Origin of the sequence: Bacteroides sp. 1001302B_160321_D4 (assembly GCF_015667765.1) — a bacterium.
Classification (GTDB): Bacteria; Bacteroidota; Bacteroidia; order Bacteroidales; family Bacteroidaceae; genus Bacteroides; species Bacteroides xylanisolvens.
The window spans coordinates 12,177-27,804 of sequence record NZ_JADPLO010000071.1; the positions used below are offsets into that span (position 1 = coordinate 12,177).

The window sequence follows — 15,628 nt, forward strand, 5'->3', positions numbered from 1 at the left end:
ACAGAATATTAGAACCCAACACCTCTCTTGCGCTTAACTTTCTTCCTTCTGCGAAGTATATCCACCATTTCCTGATTGGCTTCCGCATCAGCAGTGTTATAAGATGAGCCACTGCTTTTTAGCAATCCCCAAGAGCCGTTGAACAACTCGCTTTGTGCCGTGCCGGACGGTGCGCTTGGTGTAGCCGTTTCATATATTCCGGCTGTTATTCCCATACGTTCCCTGCATCTGTTGTGCTGCAAAGCCGCGTCAATCTTGGAATAACTGAAACGCCTGTCCACTTTGGAGCCGTTGAAATGGTAGCCATTCATGGAGAATACAACACCCTGCACCTCGCTGGTCTGCCCCTTATGCTTGAAATGTACTTCCACTCCCTGCCGTTTCAGGTTGGCGATAAGCACGTTCCAGTTGCCGCATCTGCCGACTTCCATTTTGATGATGTCGTAAAGCGCATATTTCGTCCTGTCTGGCTCTTTCAGGCGGTTGCGTTTGACATTGTCCTTTCCGCCAGCCATATGCAAGCCGTATTTCAAGGTCAATTCCTTGCAGATGCGGGTACTGCGCAGACGCTCGTGCCTGTCCGATATGGTATTGCCGTTGTTGTCTATGCGGTTGAAAGCAATATGCACGTGCGGATGCTCCTTGTCGAAATGCTGGGCGATGAAGAACTGCGTATTCTTGATTCCCATCCGTTCCATATATTCAAGCGCGATGCCTGCCATGATACGGTTCGTCAGCCGTAACTCATCCTCTTTGGAAAAACTCAACGCGATATGTCCGACAGGTTTTGTCACCTTATCGTTCATCCGTGACTGGGCATTGAAACTCATGGCGATAGTTTCCAGATTTTCCATAAACAAGCCTTCGCTTGCTACTATCTGCGTATCCTTCTTCTTGTCGATGATGTAATCCACCGCACCCTTGAAGTCGCTTCCTTTTACGATTTTCGCCATCATATCCCTATCTTGGTTATAAGTTCATGAATCCTTGCCACTGCCACCTTGCAGTCCCACCGTTCATCGTGGAAGCCTCCGGCGTTTGCCTTACGCGCAAGCTGGTTGAGATTGTTAGCCATGCCGCAGAGTTGGCGGATGTATCCGGCATGTTCCTCCGACAGCCGTTCTTTCACATGACCGTTACGGAAACATTCCCTCATGTACTCGCTTGGTGATACGCCCGCCTCATGCGATCGTGTCAGCAGGCGGAAGTAGTCGGCTGCCGTCATTTTCACTGCGATACGGTATTTCAGTTTCTCGGTTGCTGTTAATTCTTTGTATTTTCTTACCTGCCTCAAATCCGCAACTAAGCCCTTCAACGTCCTTCTTGCGTGTACACGTCCTCTCATTACTGAATTATCAGATAAATTGAGGCAGAAACACCCACTTCTGCCTACAACATCCCCTTACCCCACAATGCGACTTGAGACAATACGCAGTATCATACCCATAAGTTGTAGGCGTTATCCAAAATCAGTCTGAAAAATATCTGCGTAAGCATTGTTACAGGTATAGATATTCAGCACATACCGCCTTGATGTCCTGATCCACTTGGCTGGTACAGAGATAAACCTGAAGACAAACGCTTTTATGCGACTTGTTGCATTGAGTCCGAACCTCTTTACGTCAAGTCTTTGGATAATGGCCTTGTAGAAGTTACGGATAAGTGCTGTAAGAAGAAGGAACACAGTGTTCTCGGCCATGAAGGATTTGGGCAATCTGTCCCACCCGAAACCATTGTTCATATCATCAAAGATACGTTCCTTTCCTCCACGAAGGTTATAGAACTCGACAATTTCTCTTACGGAAGATTCATAGTCGTTAGTCAGGATACAACGGTATGTGTATTCTCCTTCCCAAAGATCCTGCACACCATCCATCCGTTTCTGTCTTTGAATCACAAGTCGGTATGCTTTACCCTTCCACTTCTCAACAAGGATAGAGTTCAATTCAAACTCAATGCCATTGATTTCCTCAGTCTTCCAGCCTCTGAGAGCAAATATGTCATTGTAGAGCGAACTGCAGCGGTTAGTGCGGATATAGAAGGACTTGCAGTGTTTCTCTATTTCCTCCACGATTTCCTCGGAACATGATCCGCAATCAGCTCTGAAACGATTGATAGTGAGCCTGTTCTGTTCAAATCTCTCAAAGAACCTCTTCAGCGTGTCCTTCTGATGAAAACGAAGGTTTTCGTTAAGCCAGATGAGCAGAGCTAAGTTTACTTAAGCTCTGCCATGGCGAGAAAACGTGCCATGAAATGGAACTTTTGTGTTACCATCGCTATTCTCAATGCCAACAATCAAGTCACCAATAACCGCCACGCCAGGGCGATAACCAGAGAACTTCTTGTATGTAGGCTTTGCATCATACTTCTCACCCTCTTTCAGTTGGTCAGATGCAAACATACAATTGAGCAGTAAAGTATTGAGAGTGTCAGCCGTGTTGAAATCGTAGTTCTTACCCGTATCTGATGTGTATGAGATGTTTTCTTGCGTCAGTTCCTTTATCGCTCTGAGGATAGTATCAGAACTACAAGTATGAAGTGTCGGATGAAGCGAGAGATGGTTCATCAAATGAGTAGTGACATCCTCAATACATGAGCCACCACAGAAGTAGATACTCATGAGAGAACGGATGATTTCGCTGTACTGATAACCTAACGATCTACACCTTAGACCGAGGGTTGAGTCGATTACAGATGACAATGTGGAGTCAAATTGCTCATCAGGTAGGGCGGAAGGATTTCGAGGAATTTGGACGACGCATAGGGTTGGGCAATAAATTGATAAAGCGTGAGCTTGATGAGTTTGTCAAAGAGAAACCATTGGTGCAAGTATTGATAGACCGTTCCTTTTTATCGGAAGAACTGAAAAAGTAATATAGGATGTCTATGGGGTACAGGTGTAAGATGCTTTCTTTCTGATGAAGGGCGGATAAAGCATTCTTCAGGAAAGTACTTCTCCTTTTCCCATACCGGTCATACCGTTAAAACTGATTGATAATTATGACGCGTATGTTGGCCGGTATGCCTATCTTTGTGGCAATGAAAACAGAGAAAGGATTGATTTTGTAAGTATTATCATGGCAAAAGAACTGATTCGTGTCCCTAGGGTGCTTGGGGAAAGCTATAATTCCGTGCTGATTGAACGGTTGTATGAGGCAGGTGGAAATGTCATGCTCGATCTGATCATATACCTGGGCAGCTATCACCTCAAAGACTTGTTCGGGACTTCCTGGTTCTCCGTAGAAGACTTCTGCCGTAAGATGGGGTATGACCGTACCAACTTGCAGCGCAAGCTGGATAGCCGGCAGCTCGCGGCCATGTTCGGAAAGAATATGCAGCCGGAATATGTATGTACCGACACGGCAGGACAGAGAATCAGCCATCCTATCGAGACGGTTTTTGAGGCGGCTCTCTATAAACTGGGATTGGAGAACCTCTGCTATCCGACCATTGGCGAGGATGGCCGTACATCCTATAATTTCGTGCAGATCTTGAAACGTTTCGACATAATGACCGATTTCAAGACGAAGAAGTCAACGAAAAGGCTGTACTCGGCAGTGGTAAGCCCGGAGATAAAGAATTTCATGTTCTCGCTCTATAACCTCTTGGAACTTCAGGATTACCGTAGCCTGCCCAGCCGTTACCGCTATTTCTATCTGGAACTTTCCAAGATGGTTTACCTGATCAAGTATAAGACCACCAAGAATGAGGCTCCTTTTTATGTGCTGACAGTCGATCAGCTGGCTAAAAAGCTCGGCATAGAGATTGCCGAACCCAAAGACCGGAAAAAGAAGGTCGCCTCGATACTGAAAAAGATGAATACTTACCTGAAATATACCAATTTCAATTTCTCTTTTGTGAAAGGCGATCATGAGAGATGGGCATATACCGTGTTGTTCTCGTTTCCTAGGCATACGCTGCACTATTTTGATGAAGGACAATATGCTGTCGTGGTGAAGAAATTCTATAAGAACCTGCTTGGGCTGTATGTCGAGATTGCCTACCCGGACACGGATATGGCTGTCAGGAGGAAGAAGATCAAAGAGGTGGAGGAAGATGCCGGACTGTATAAAGAGTTCCTTTTATGGGCAAACTCCCCGGAAAGCGTAGAAAAGAAGAAACAGATATATATCAGTGATTTCGTGGCTGTATTCGGCAGGTTTCCGGAAGGATGGGCACAGGAAGAGTTGGAGAGTGCCAATGGAACGGAAGTTGCTCCTGCTCCTGAAGAGTTCATATCTCCGGAGACGGACGGGGCGGTGAACATGGACGATCCAGCTGTGTAGAACCGTCCACGTTTCACGGTTTTTTATAGAATTAGTTGTGTAGAAGTGTCCCTATTGGGGTGATTAGATGTGTGGAGTCATCCGCTTTGCCTGTTTTAGTTGTGTAGAAGTGTCCCGTTTGTTGCTTCTAGTTGTGTAGAACCGTCCACTCCTTTTGCTTTAGTTGTGTAAAAGCGTCCGGTTTCACTTGTCAGCTGTGTAAAACCGTCCACCCGTTAATGAAGGGAATAGGTAATCCCTGTTTTTTTTATATGTCGGTATATCAGTGAAATAAAAGAGAGAAATTTTTAAATAAAAGGTATCGGCTGTGTAAAACCATCCACCAAAATACATAATAAAGACCTAAACTCCTAACCCCTTTAAATATCCCCAAAGCGATAACATAGAAATGACTGGGAAAATAAATTTTCCCTTCACATGCCCTATACGTACTTTCGGAAAAAGATTTTTCGGAAGTATGTGTTGATTTTCACGCTTTTTTATATGATTGGAAGGCGGTTCTGTTCATCTTCTGTATCCGAATTAGTTTTTCAGGGCGTTCCCTTCTGACCGGGCTATTCGTTGCAAGTCCTCGTTACCCTCCAGGCTTTTCCCTGCTATCCCTAACGCTCTACGCTCCGGCTATGCCGGAAGAGAGGTATGATGATTTTTTCCTGAACTGATAGGAACATTGCGAAGGTAGGCGTGGCCGGAACGCCCGATATTGAAAAGCCAAATCTCCATCCTCCCATTCCGGGAGGTAGTATTTACCAGTTCAATCCCGTTCTGATCCGTCTTTCCCGCTTTCTCTTCAATGCACTGTTCCCAATCAGTTGAGGAAAAATTTATGGTTGGGGCGACAAGCGATGTTTGCGAGTATTAATCTTTTAATTTTTGGCAGTATGAAAACGAAGAGAACCGTATTTGAAGTGAATGACGTTTATCGGGTGATGGAAAACAGCGAGTTGATTTATACCTTGACGAACAGTGAGAAACTGAAACGTGAAGAATATAAGTATGAACAGATGGAAATAGAAGGATTGTGCTTGTCTGATGTACTGGAAACACTAACACCCAGCCGTAAAAAAGTCGCTTATGCGGCGATTGAGCTATATAAACGGCTGAAAGAAGGGCAAGTTGAAAGTCCTGCGCTTTTATCCAGCAATAATGTTTATAAAATGATGCATCCTGTTTTGTGCGATATAGCTACTGAAGAGATGTGGGTGCTGTTGCTGAACAGTTCGTCCAAACTCATCCGTAAAGTCCGTATCTCATGCGGCGGGATAAATACCGCCCCTGTGGATATACGGGTTATCATGAAGCAGGCATTGTATTATAACGCCGTATCTTTTATCATGGTACATAACCACCCATCAGGAGCACGCAAGCCCAGCAGTGCGGATGACCGCTTGACGGAAGCAGTTAAAAAAGCCGCTGAAACATTAGACATCCGTTTGGTTGACCATGTGATTGTGGCAGGCAATAACTATTATAGCTATGCGGACGAGGGAAGATTGCAAAATAGGTAAGGTGGACGGGAGAAATCCCGTCTGCCCGGGATTTCGGCTTCGGGGTTCTTTTTTGGCAGTCACCCCAAAAAAGAACCAAAAAAATGCTTCCCGGACTATCGGATGCGACATCGTAAAATACGCAAAGACGTGGCTTTTCAGAATAAATACATATCTTCGCGCCAAAGGTGATCGGAATGAATGTATTTTCTACTTTTGATACAGGCGTTATGGTGGCTCTCTTACTGGGCATTGAGTTTCTTAGAAGTGATATCCGAACGATTCTCTATTGTAAAAGGAATGATCCCAGGATTCTTAAGAGTTGCTTATATACGCTGCTTATATTATTGACCAGCCTTTATTCTATTGTGGCCGGAGCCATGCTTCATCCGGAACCCGTACCTGTTTATGAGTTGATACCCGGTTTTCAATATGGGGTTTATGGCTTTTCTTTTTCGTTTATATTGCTCGCTGTTGCATGTCTTTATCGTAAAACATTACCTTTTGTCCTTTTGGGCTACGCTATGATATATGTGATCGGTGTATTGATACCACTACTTAGGTATGTAGTGTCTATGATGGATTATTTCACTCGCACAAGGGTATAGCAGGTTAATTTCTTGATTGTATCGGATTGCCCTTTCTGTGGGCTGCCTCCCCCGGCTTCTTTCCTCCGATCCGAGTCCGGCTTTTTGCTCGGCAAAGGTTTCGGGATTCCGCAAATGGCAAGTTACGGCCATGCGCCTTTACTGTATGGAAAATAACGATGAAGAAGTGTCTTCCCGACATTTTCCATAAGTGAAACTTGGCTTATTGCTTGCAATCCAGACCTTGATATGCCGAAAAAAGGCTCAGAACTCAGATGGGGAATGACATCAAAAAAAAGGTCGGCTGACCAAAGACCTTCCCGATACAAAAAATGAAAAGGTCTTGAATCTAGCTGAAGAATAAATCAGATGTTCAACTTAAATAATGCTAATATGGAAAATTTGATTACACAAATCAACAAAGAGAGATTGGTTAATAGCGACACAGCTCTTATGATGAAGGAATTATACTATTACGTGCCTTGTGAGTATTGGTATGACAAACAGGATAGGCTACGCACCGATATTGAGGGAAGGAATACCCCGATGTATATGTGCGAGTGCCCGACACTGGCAGCATGTATCCAATGGATGATACAGACTCGTGAATATACGTTTCAAACAGAACAAAACGTGGCGGTCTGGCATGTGGTTGTGAGGGCTGGAGATTATGTGTTGTATGACTCCGAAAGTAATGCGGACGCTTTTTGTTGTTTGGAAGAAGCATTGGAAAAAGCGGTACAGGAGTGCATGGAGTTATTGTATTAAAATTAAAAAAAATCAGTCCCCGTGAAGGGGACTTTCCTATAATCTTGCTGAGAGGTGGAATTGCAGACGATCTTTGAGAATCATCTTTGAAGGATGGGCAGAGGTTTATTCGTTATTTGTTATTTTTGTTCTCGGATTTCAGCGCAATTCCATTCCTTCTTAATAGGCGATATACTGTTCCGCTACTGCCTATGTTTAATATTTTCTGTATCTCCCTTACCGGCGTTCCGGATTCATAGAGTTGGATGCAGCTTTTCTGCTTGGCGATGTTGTTTTTGTTGATAAGTGTCTTTCTGCCGAATTTGACACCTTTTTCCTTGGCGATTCTTCTGCCTTCTTGGGTTCTCTCATAGATAAGGTCTCTTTCAAACTGAGCGAAAGCACCGAGAATGTTGTTCATCAGTTGGCCGATTGCGCCTTCCGTACTGATGTTGTCTTGCAGTGAGGTGAATTGGATGCCCCTATTCTTGAAATCTTCCAATAGCGTAAGGATATTCTTCAGCGAACGGCCAAGCCGGTCCAGCTTATATACGACAAGTGTGTCGCCTTCCCGGAGAAAGCTCAGGCAGGCATCCAGTTCCGGGCGGTTTTGTTGACGTCCGGTCATTTTCTCAGAGAAGATTTTCTCGCATCCGGCAGCCTTCAACGCTTCCAGTTGCATATCCAGATGTTGTTCCTTGGTGGAAACACGGGCATATCCTATTTTCATCCTGTTTTCGTATTTAAATGTGTAATGAAGGTTTTAATTCTTCACTTTTTCAAATATGAAGACATTAATTCTTCATATTCCTCACGGCTGTATTGGTTGAACCCCTTTTGCTTCATTGCCAAAAGAAGCCTTTCCAGTTCTCCGATAGTCACTACCTGTTTGCCGATAACGGTAAATTGTTCCCATTCTCCCTTTTCGTTGAGCAGGTATTCCCGGTGTGCAAAACAGTAAAGAGAACCATCGATGTCATTCCGTTTCTGCCATTGACGCAGGTGCTTCAAACTGGTGAAATCACGGGTGACAGTACGTGGAATGGGAACCAATACGTCAATTTCCATCTTGAATTTTATATTCTCTTCCGCTTCTCGCATGGGTGATTAGCTTATTTCATAATACATCAATTATCGTATGGGCAGGAAGTTCCAGTTTGGAGAAAGCAAACATTTTCTTGCCCAAATCCTTTAGCGATGCCCCAATATGATATACTTCCGTATTATCAATGATTAAGAAGCGGTCATGACTACTTTTGTAGGTTCTAGCTTCAATGGGAGGATATTGGTCATTGTGTTTGTTTAAATCAAGTTGGAGCTGTGCGTTTATTTTGTGTATAAATAGTAGCTGATACTCCACTGTTTCGTTTGCTCAACATGAGTAACACGGATTCATCTACATAGTTGTCGATAAGCACAAGTGAGCATTTGGCAGACTTTATTAAATCTGTAGCAAACTTATACGCATCGAATATCTGACCGTCAAAGAATATACCTTCCACCGGAGGCAATGAGGTGCGTACAAAGAAGTCTATCTTTGCATCATGTTCAGCAATGGTTTTCTCTATTTGGAAGAATCTATTGTTCATTCTATATTCCATGTCATTGAGCCGTTGGTTTATAGAATAACCTTTCAATAAATATTCTTTTAAAATTTTATTTGCCCATTGCCTGAATTGCGTACCTCTTACGCTTTTAACTCTGTATCCAACTGAAATTATTACGTCTAGACTAAAGAACTTGACAGGCTTATCGGAATTAGCAATGTGCAAAAAATGCACATTGCTTTTCTCTTCCAATTCCTTTTCCTTAAAAACATTATTTATATGTTTGGTAATAACGGTTCTGTCACGTTGAAAAAGTTCTGCTATCTGCGCTTGTGTGAGCCAAACGGTTTCATCTTCTAAACGTACTTCCAACCTTACAGCTTCATCCGGTTGGTATAGTATGATTTCTCCTTGCTTCTCCATTATATGTTTCGCTTTTATTATATTGTTGCAAATGTACGAAAAAGAAACGTTATAAAGTCTGTTTTTTCCGTAAGTATTACCTTAAAAATTTGTTCCCTTTTTATTTTAATAAAACAGAAACATTCTGCTGTTTTAAAAATCAGTTATCTGTTTGCTATTCATAGTTAGGGTATCAAATAACTAAAATTCAAATGGAAACGCAAATCTATATTTTATGCAGATTTGTTTGTTAGAAGCGGAGAAAAGGACACAAGACATGATAAGAATCATAGGTCGGGGAGCGCCGCACGGCAAGGGGGGCACTAGCCTCCCGACGAGTGCAGCCGTTGGCCGGGTTATCGGTGAAAATGGAAAAAAGTTGGCTTTTCTTTTGGTATTGTTATAACTTTGTCTATATTTGTGTTGTGATAATCAATTTTAAAGTTATAACATTATGGTAACAAACATTATTCAGATTGGAAACAGCAAGGGGATAATACTTCCTTCCGAGATATTGAAACAGTTGCGTTTGTCCTTGAAATCGGCTGTGAGCATTTCTTTGGACGGGAACAATATTGTGATAAAGGCACAACCACGGCAGGGATGGGCGGAAGCTGCCAAACGTGCCCATGAGAATGGGGATGATGAGTTGCTTATCCCTGATGTGTTTGAGGATGAAAAGTTTGAGGATTGGACATGGTAGAACAGTATGGAGTGTATTGGGTAGAGTTAGACCCTACCCGTGGGGGTGAAATGGCAAAGACACGGCCATGTGTTGTTGTAACTCCTTCAGATTTGAATATGTACCTTACAATAGTAGTCATTGCTCCGATAACCTCCACCATAAGGAACTATCCTTACCGGGTTCTGTGTTCTGTAGCCGGGCGTGATGGGGAGATAGCCACGGATCAGATTCGCACGGTGGACAAAAGCCGGCTGAAAAGAAAGATTGGAGATTTGAATTTCAGTGAGATAAAAAGACTGAAGGAAGTGTTTCATCAAATGTTCTGTGAATAATGGAAAGTGTGCAAATAACAGGTTATGTAGCGTATTCAAAAAAGATATTATGAAGCCAACTACTTATATTAATTGGGACGGTCTGAAAGACATTCCATTCTTCTACTGCGATACAAAGGAAGATGAAGAAAACAAGGATTTCGACATCTATTACCAGGGCAAGCTGGTGTTGCATGACTACAACCATTGCGGACACTACCTTTACACTGCTGCGCTGCTGTTCAGTAAAATCAGAAACATTACAGCCGACTGGGTGAACCTGCATAACCTTTGGATTCTGCGTGATTGCGTGCGCGAGAATTACAATCACGGCATAGGAGTGGACGACCTTATTTTCGGAGAGAATTTCGATGGCAAGAACCTCGATACACTCACACCGCTTACCAAGAAACGCTTTGATTATTTGTGTAAGCGGATTAAGGAACTTGACCCATACGCAACAATTTAACACTTCATTGGGCGAAGGCAGGGCTTGCTGCGGATGCCAGACTTTAAATAATCCATTGGATTAATTATCTTTGCACGCTAATTTTCAAATTATAAAGAAATGACTAAATCGGAAATCGTAAAGGAAATATCTGCCAGAACCGGCATCGACGGCAAAGCGGTGCTTGCTGTTTTGGAAGGATTCATGAACGAGGTAAAGACTTCGTTGGGTAAGGAGGAAAATGTCTATCTTCGTGGATTCGGTAGTTTCATAGTGAAGAAGAGAGCGCAAAAGACAGCTCGGAATATCTCTAAGAATACTACTATGATTATTCCGGCTCATAACATACCGGCATTTAAACCGTCTGACGAATTTTTGAAAATGGTAAAACAACAGAACGCATAATAGGTAAACACAATGAAAGATCAGTTACGATTATTGAGAGACTGTATCAATAATGATCGTCCGGCAGTTGTCTTTCAGGGAGACGATTTTTGCGCTCCTGAGATTTTGGAAGCAGCAAAAGAAATTTATCGTAAACATGGTTGTTCCGAAGAATTTCTTTTTGACTGGCAGCTGCTTATCAATGAGGTGAAGGCTTACCAGTTAGAAAGTCCGGCAACTGTCAAATTGCCGAAACTCTCCCCGACAGAAACGGAACTGGTGCGGGAAGAGATGACTAAACGCTAAAAAATATTCTCGTTTAATACGCACCTTTTATTCTTCAGGCAGCGTATTGAACGGGATGGGATTAAAATGTTGGCGAACCTGCTTTTTTCGAAAGTTCCTGCCAATAGTTGAAGTCACTCGGTGAAAGATGCTCTTGCATCCAGTCACGCATACCAATATCGTTTCTTTCGTTCACATATCTCGTAAACGGAATCATTGTCTTACATGCTTCAAATCCAAGCATTCTCATATGGCGTGAAATGTTGGGAGGAAGACCTTCCAACCACTCTTTATAATACATTATCAATCTGTTTTCTTGGATTGGAACCGCTTGTTGGTGGTAAATATAGCTGGCGTTTCCGATTCTAATATCTCTGGCCTTATTTTCCCGTTCTTCTTCAGGTAGCCGACTTAAATATTCAGCTTGTGCTATTCTGCATTTGGAGTTTGGATGTTCCATGGTATTTTATATAATTAAGACTCTTCAATGATACGGTTCATCAAATCACATATTTTTTGGCAGCTATGACGGTCTGCGCAAGCAGGATAGGGGCATTTCTCAAAGGATGCCTGATTATCCGTAACTATGAAACCTCCGGAACGACGTACATAACTTACCGGATGAAAATAAATATCTTCCTTTTTCGGCCTATAAGTACATAGTCTTATAAGGCTGTTCAGCTCTTTGCAAATTTGCTCACATTTTTCTTTGGGATAATGTGGCAAATCACTGAATGCTTCGTAGGGGACAAAGGCAAATGCTTTGTCATCCCACATGACAGGTGTGTAATTCTGTACCATTTGTTATTTGGAATAAGGATGGCTGGCAGATTCCGTATTTCTGTATCAGTTAGGTAATCCGTCACTATTTAAGTGCGCCTGGGCAAACTCCCGGAGGTTCGTTTCGGCAATGCACTTTTCATAAATCTCATCCAATACTTCTTGCATATTTTCTACTTTATTGAATTTTAAGGGGCTGCCGTTTGTTGCGGCTTGCCTTTCCAGTTGTTCGATGATACTGGGAAATATCCCACGCAATAAACCGACGGTAGCTACGGCTGTAGCTGGTTCTACCTCTATTGTAATCTTTTTCTTTTCCATATCGTTGTATTATGTTATCAAAAGTAATAATTATTAGGATATTGGTAAGCATTTCTTCTGAAAAACTTTTTAAAGATATTGTTTTAAGATGACATACTGTGTTTTTGCGTTCACGCAGTATTCTTTCCCACCCTCCCCTTCATCGGAATGACTGTTCTCATTTCCGGTTTACCCGTAGTCATCCGCTATGCGGCTGATTATGGGCAAACCAGAAAAGAGAAGTTCCAAACGTGGGCGGGATTGCAATGGTCATCATCCGGAGCTTCGGCATTGCCGAAACAACCTCCTTCTTCCGTATTGCAGCCCCGTCCTTTTACCGTTTGTCCCGGCAGTCCGTTGCTAACCCGTTCCCCCCTGCCACTTGTGGCAGGGAGATAGGAATACGGTTTTGCAGGCAAAACCGTATGGCTTGTTTTACTTTCCGTACTGCCCTTTTCCTAGTTTTCTGCCTCCCTTAATGTGCGTTTTTCATAGCCCCATCTGAGATCCTTTGTTTTTGAACGGCAAATTTATTTCGGTGGATGGATACGAAAGAGTTCCGGTCTTCGCCCTTTGTCCCGAAAAAAATAACGCCGGACGGCTTCGCTGTCCCCAACATTTTTTGTCGTCCAAAACTTTTCTTAATCCCTCCTTCCTTATTGTTGTGTGCCGTAAAAAAAAGGCTCATAAACTCAGATGGGGCATGAAAGCTCAAAAAAAAAGTCGGCAGAAAGAAAAGGCCATCCCGGAAAGGGGTTTTAAAAAAAGGTCTTTAAATCTAGCTGAAGCATAAAATTAGAAGTTTAACAATCCCAAAAAACAACGAGTTATGTCACGAGTACACTATTTAGAAGGAGATTATGAACAGTTAGTTATTAATGAAACGATAGACGGTCTTTTTTCCAGTTATCGTATAGACCGCAATTCATTGCCAAAAGGATTTTTCCTTTATGAGATTAGATGGGATGACAGCTTATCTTCATTGGCAGAGATTAGCCCCTCTGTGGTGGTGAATCATGCAGGTTCATTCATTACAAAGTCACCCCTTGAATTTGATGCAAACAATAGCATACGGATAACCTATACCAATTTTATCGAGTTCTGCCAGTTTGGTGAGTGGGCTTATGAGAAACTGGCTGTATTGGATTGTAATTCCGGTAATGTTGCGGTGATAAGCCCAGACAGGAGATTGCAGACCACTGAAGAGATTGAGATTTTTTTGAGTGGGCATTGTGGCTATCATCTGAGTGAGATTAATTGGATGGTGATGAAAGGCGATGTGCTGTTTTTGAACGAGAACGATTTTTAATGAGTATAACCGTAACTGCCTCTTGGAATGGGGCAATTACATAAAATATTATAAGTATGAAGTGGATAGATAAGATGGTAGAACGCATTACCCGAAAAGAAACTGCTTTAAATGACCACTTTTGTGTAAATCGGCATACGGTTGTATGTCAGAGTGGTATGACTGATTATGTTTCTGTAACGATTGATAATACCGATGGTTTTGATTTCGATTTTTGGACAAAACAACTTTGTTTTGAGAAGGACTGTAAATATCGCTCGGAGATAAAAGCGGCTTTTGATAAAATCTATGGCACAAGGAATATAGAATGTTGTGAATAATGAAGTCAGAAAAGTATGATACCAAAGGAGATAATGAAACTTTATGAAAAGCTTGCTTTCAGTCGGGGATATGAAGAAGCCTTTCGGGATTTTTTGGATGTTTGTCTTTACTATTTGTCTGTCGGGATGTTGGCGGAGGATTATCGTAGAGTGGAAAAAAGATATAAGCCATATGAAATGGAACTTTTTGTTCAAATGTTTTATAGGGTGTCTGAATATTCGGAAGGATTTTGCGATGTCTTGGGAGATATGTTCATGGAGTGTGTCAGTCATGGGAATAACGGACAGTTCTTTACCCCGATACACGTTGCTGATTTGATGGCATGTATGGGGGGAAATAGGCTGAAACCTAAACAGTCGGTCTGTGATTCGTGCTGTGGTTCCGGCAGGATGCTACTTTCCGCTGTAAAAAAATGTGCGGAAGAGAATGATGGAGGAAGGCTTTTTTGTTATGGCTCGGATATAGATTTGATTTGTGTAAAGATGACCGTTGTCAATCTGATGATGAATAGCGTACCCGGTGAAGTCGCATGGATGAATACATTGACAATGCAGCATTGGAGAAGTTATCATATAGATTTACAGCTGATAGCCGGAGTATGGTTGCCTATTTTAAAGATAACGGAAGCAGGTGACACTTCTTTTATTAGGAAACTTGAAAATGCAATGGAGGATAATTCTGAATTGAAGAGGTCGATTCAGAGCAACGCAAGGGCTACGCAGCTGACTTTTGATTTTTGACAAGATAAATATGTAAAAAGGATTTTGGTATGAAAGCAATAAGAACAAAAGAGGTGAATGAGAACGTCAAAGCGGCGAACAGTTGTTTGCGTAAAGCGAAATGGCAGGCTAAGGAATTGGCTGTTTTTACAGGTGAAGTAGTGCGTCTGATGGATAAGGAAGGGCATTCTCTACAAGGGTTCTTTAATCGGGTGGAGTTTGTTCTGGTGGACGGCACTATTAAATTCCGTGTAGTTATAAATCCTATTCTTGAATGTGAGAACTGTATAATGGCTTCTTGCCATGAAGACTATCTTTATGAGGTGGTCTCGGTGGAAAAGTTTACCTATAAAAATTATAGGTATCATTTGTAATGATATTGTATTTTAATGATTATAAACTGATTTATATTATAACAATGATGGGCAAAATTAATAATATTCCCGTTTTGAATGAAGATGTTATTCGTTTGGTTGTACTCAATGAGGAAATTATTGGGTATATCTATCCACGAAGGACTTCTTATGTGGTGGCATTGGAGATAAAGCCGGGACGTACTACCTCTTTGGCTACATCTGTCAATAAACAATGCATGGTTTTGTTGAGTGATAAGGTTCGTTTGGCCACGGAACAGGATTTCGATGATTTTCATATATGCTTTGATGGTTTCAGAAATAACACTATGTATTGTTATAATCAGGGAACGGAACCTATATACCTTCAATGAAGCACATTCTCCCTTCTTTTGGATTAGGGAAGGGAGGGTATTTTGCTGTCCGCTACTTTTTGGCAAGCACCCCAAAAAAGTAGCAAAAAACGCTTGGAGTTACTGGTAATCCCATTAATTTGCGTTCACGCAGTATTCTTTCCCACCCTCCCCTTCATCGGAATGACTGTTCTCATTCCCGGTTTACCCGTAATCATCCGCTATGCGGCTGATTATGGGTAAACCGGAAAAGAGAAGTTCCAAACGTGGGCGGGATTGCAATGGTCATCATCCGGAGCTTCGGCATTGCCGAAACAACCTCCT

At 42.3% G+C, this 15,628-nt stretch carries 23 protein-coding genes and 2 pseudogenes; 15 read left to right on the plus strand and 10 right to left on the minus strand.

Annotated elements, in window-relative coordinates:
* Positions 1 to 8: 8 nt before the first annotated feature.
* The 3 genes and pseudogenes from KFO40_RS21545 to KFO40_RS21555 all read right to left on the minus strand — a co-directional run.
* Positions 9 to 956, minus strand: coding sequence for a relaxase/mobilization nuclease domain-containing protein (locus tag KFO40_RS21545; RefSeq protein ID WP_005868790.1), 948 nt, complete (start codon positions 954 to 956; stop codon positions 9 to 11).
* Positions 953 to 1,345 (minus strand): MobC family plasmid mobilization relaxosome protein, encoded by a 393-nt coding sequence (locus tag KFO40_RS21550; RefSeq protein ID WP_005868789.1) that lies wholly within the window; start codon positions 1,343 to 1,345, stop codon positions 953 to 955. The genes KFO40_RS21545 and KFO40_RS21550 overlap by 4 nt, the downstream gene beginning before the upstream one ends.
* A 114-nt stretch (positions 1,346 to 1,459) precedes the next feature.
* A pseudogene (locus tag KFO40_RS21555) lies at positions 1,460 to 2,719 on the minus strand (IS1380 family transposase); the annotation flags it as partial.
* Here KFO40_RS21555 and KFO40_RS21560 point away from each other — a divergent pair.
* The 5 genes from KFO40_RS21560 (at position 2,701) to KFO40_RS21580 (ending at position 7,128) form a co-directional block, all read left to right on the plus strand.
* A complete protein-coding gene (locus KFO40_RS21560) occupies positions 2,701 to 2,874 on the plus strand; it encodes a hypothetical protein (RefSeq protein ID WP_224201638.1) in 174 nt (57 codons plus the stop codon). The pseudogene KFO40_RS21555 and the gene KFO40_RS21560 overlap by 19 nt on opposite strands.
* Before the next feature lie 203 nt (positions 2,875 to 3,077).
* A complete protein-coding gene (locus KFO40_RS21565; protein ID WP_005868786.1) occupies positions 3,078 to 4,286 on the plus strand; it encodes a hypothetical protein in 1,209 nt (402 codons plus the stop codon).
* A gap of 881 nt (positions 4,287 to 5,167) precedes the next feature.
* Positions 5,168 to 5,794, plus strand: coding sequence for a RadC family protein (locus KFO40_RS21570; RefSeq protein ID WP_005868785.1), 627 nt, complete (start codon positions 5,168 to 5,170; stop codon positions 5,792 to 5,794).
* Positions 5,795 to 5,970: 176 nt separating this feature from the next.
* On the plus strand, positions 5,971 to 6,381 hold the full coding sequence (locus KFO40_RS21575) for a hypothetical protein (RefSeq protein ID WP_005868783.1): 411 nt from the start codon (positions 5,971 to 5,973) through the stop codon (positions 6,379 to 6,381).
* A 348-nt stretch (positions 6,382 to 6,729) separates the two neighbouring features.
* A complete protein-coding gene (locus KFO40_RS21580) occupies positions 6,730 to 7,128 on the plus strand; it encodes a hypothetical protein (RefSeq protein WP_005868782.1) in 399 nt (132 codons plus the stop codon).
* A 112-nt stretch (positions 7,129 to 7,240) separates the two neighbouring features.
* On the opposite strand, the gene KFO40_RS21585 is transcribed toward KFO40_RS21580, so the two are convergent.
* The 3 genes and pseudogenes from KFO40_RS21585 to KFO40_RS21595 form a co-directional block, all read right to left on the minus strand.
* A complete protein-coding gene (locus KFO40_RS21585; protein WP_005868781.1) occupies positions 7,241 to 7,837 on the minus strand; it encodes a recombinase family protein in 597 nt (198 codons plus the stop codon).
* Positions 7,838 to 7,878: 41 nt separating this feature from the next.
* Positions 7,879 to 8,208 carry a hypothetical protein gene (locus KFO40_RS21590; RefSeq protein WP_005868780.1) on the minus strand — a complete coding sequence of 110 codons (330 nt, stop codon included), beginning with the start codon at positions 8,206 to 8,208 and terminating at the stop codon, positions 7,879 to 7,881.
* 16 nt (positions 8,209 to 8,224) lie between these two features.
* A pseudogene (locus KFO40_RS21595) lies at positions 8,225 to 9,077 on the minus strand (virulence RhuM family protein).
* 433 nt (positions 9,078 to 9,510) lie between these two features.
* Here KFO40_RS21595 and KFO40_RS21600 point away from each other — a divergent pair.
* From KFO40_RS21600 to KFO40_RS21620, 5 genes are all read left to right on the plus strand, one after another.
* On the plus strand, positions 9,511 to 9,759 hold the full coding sequence (locus KFO40_RS21600; protein ID WP_005868778.1) for an AbrB/MazE/SpoVT family DNA-binding domain-containing protein: 249 nt from the start codon (positions 9,511 to 9,513) through the stop codon (positions 9,757 to 9,759).
* Complete coding sequence (locus KFO40_RS21605) at positions 9,753 to 10,073, plus strand: type II toxin-antitoxin system PemK/MazF family toxin (protein ID WP_005868777.1); 321 nt, start codon at positions 9,753 to 9,755, stop codon at positions 10,071 to 10,073. Before KFO40_RS21600 ends, KFO40_RS21605 begins: the two co-directional genes overlap by 7 nt.
* A 49-nt stretch (positions 10,074 to 10,122) precedes the next feature.
* Positions 10,123 to 10,521, plus strand: a complete 399-nt coding sequence (locus KFO40_RS21610) for a hypothetical protein (protein WP_005868776.1) — start codon at positions 10,123 to 10,125, stop codon at positions 10,519 to 10,521.
* A gap of 99 nt (positions 10,522 to 10,620) precedes the next feature.
* Positions 10,621 to 10,905 (plus strand): HU family DNA-binding protein, encoded by a 285-nt coding sequence (locus tag KFO40_RS21615; RefSeq protein WP_005868774.1) that lies wholly within the window; start codon positions 10,621 to 10,623, stop codon positions 10,903 to 10,905.
* A 12-nt stretch (positions 10,906 to 10,917) separates the two neighbouring features.
* Positions 10,918 to 11,190 (plus strand): hypothetical protein, encoded by a 273-nt coding sequence (locus KFO40_RS21620; protein ID WP_005868772.1) that lies wholly within the window; start codon positions 10,918 to 10,920, stop codon positions 11,188 to 11,190.
* A gap of 61 nt (positions 11,191 to 11,251) precedes the next feature.
* Here the strand turns inward: KFO40_RS21620 and KFO40_RS21625 are convergent, their stop codons facing one another.
* From KFO40_RS21625 to KFO40_RS25975, 4 genes are all read right to left on the minus strand, one after another.
* Complete coding sequence (locus KFO40_RS21625) at positions 11,252 to 11,629, minus strand: hypothetical protein (protein ID WP_005868770.1); 378 nt, start codon at positions 11,627 to 11,629, stop codon at positions 11,252 to 11,254.
* 14 nt (positions 11,630 to 11,643) lie between these two features.
* Positions 11,644 to 11,970, minus strand: a complete 327-nt coding sequence (locus KFO40_RS21630) for a hypothetical protein (RefSeq protein WP_005868769.1) — start codon at positions 11,968 to 11,970, stop codon at positions 11,644 to 11,646.
* A gap of 45 nt (positions 11,971 to 12,015) precedes the next feature.
* Complete coding sequence (locus tag KFO40_RS21635; protein WP_005868768.1) at positions 12,016 to 12,270, minus strand: hypothetical protein; 255 nt, start codon at positions 12,268 to 12,270, stop codon at positions 12,016 to 12,018.
* Positions 12,271 to 12,467: 197 nt separating this feature from the next.
* Positions 12,468 to 12,668, minus strand: coding sequence for a hypothetical protein (locus tag KFO40_RS25975; RefSeq protein WP_007564649.1), 201 nt, complete (start codon positions 12,666 to 12,668; stop codon positions 12,468 to 12,470).
* Positions 12,669 to 13,078: 410 nt separating this feature from the next.
* Here KFO40_RS25975 and KFO40_RS21645 point away from each other — a divergent pair, with 410 nt between their 5' ends.
* Genes KFO40_RS21645 through KFO40_RS21665 form a run of 5 tightly spaced genes read left to right on the plus strand, consistent with a single transcriptional unit; the run spans position 13,079 to position 15,325 of the window.
* The gene (locus KFO40_RS21645; protein WP_005868767.1) at positions 13,079 to 13,558 is read left to right on the plus strand and encodes an LPD28 domain-containing protein; all 480 of its coding nucleotides are present in this window, start codon (positions 13,079 to 13,081) and stop codon (positions 13,556 to 13,558) included.
* Positions 13,559 to 13,614: 56 nt separating this feature from the next.
* Entirely contained in the window at positions 13,615 to 13,878 is a 264-nt protein-coding gene (locus KFO40_RS21650) for a hypothetical protein (RefSeq protein WP_005868765.1), read from the plus strand.
* A gap of 15 nt (positions 13,879 to 13,893) precedes the next feature.
* Entirely contained in the window at positions 13,894 to 14,619 is a 726-nt protein-coding gene (locus tag KFO40_RS21655) for an N-6 DNA methylase (protein WP_005868764.1), read from the plus strand.
* Positions 14,620 to 14,648: 29 nt separating this feature from the next.
* Positions 14,649 to 14,972 (plus strand): hypothetical protein, encoded by a 324-nt coding sequence (locus KFO40_RS21660; protein ID WP_005868762.1) that lies wholly within the window; start codon positions 14,649 to 14,651, stop codon positions 14,970 to 14,972.
* 44 nt (positions 14,973 to 15,016) lie between these two features.
* On the plus strand, positions 15,017 to 15,325 hold the full coding sequence (locus tag KFO40_RS21665) for a hypothetical protein (RefSeq protein ID WP_224263218.1): 309 nt from the start codon (positions 15,017 to 15,019) through the stop codon (positions 15,323 to 15,325).
* Positions 15,326 to 15,628 lie beyond the last annotated feature (303 nt).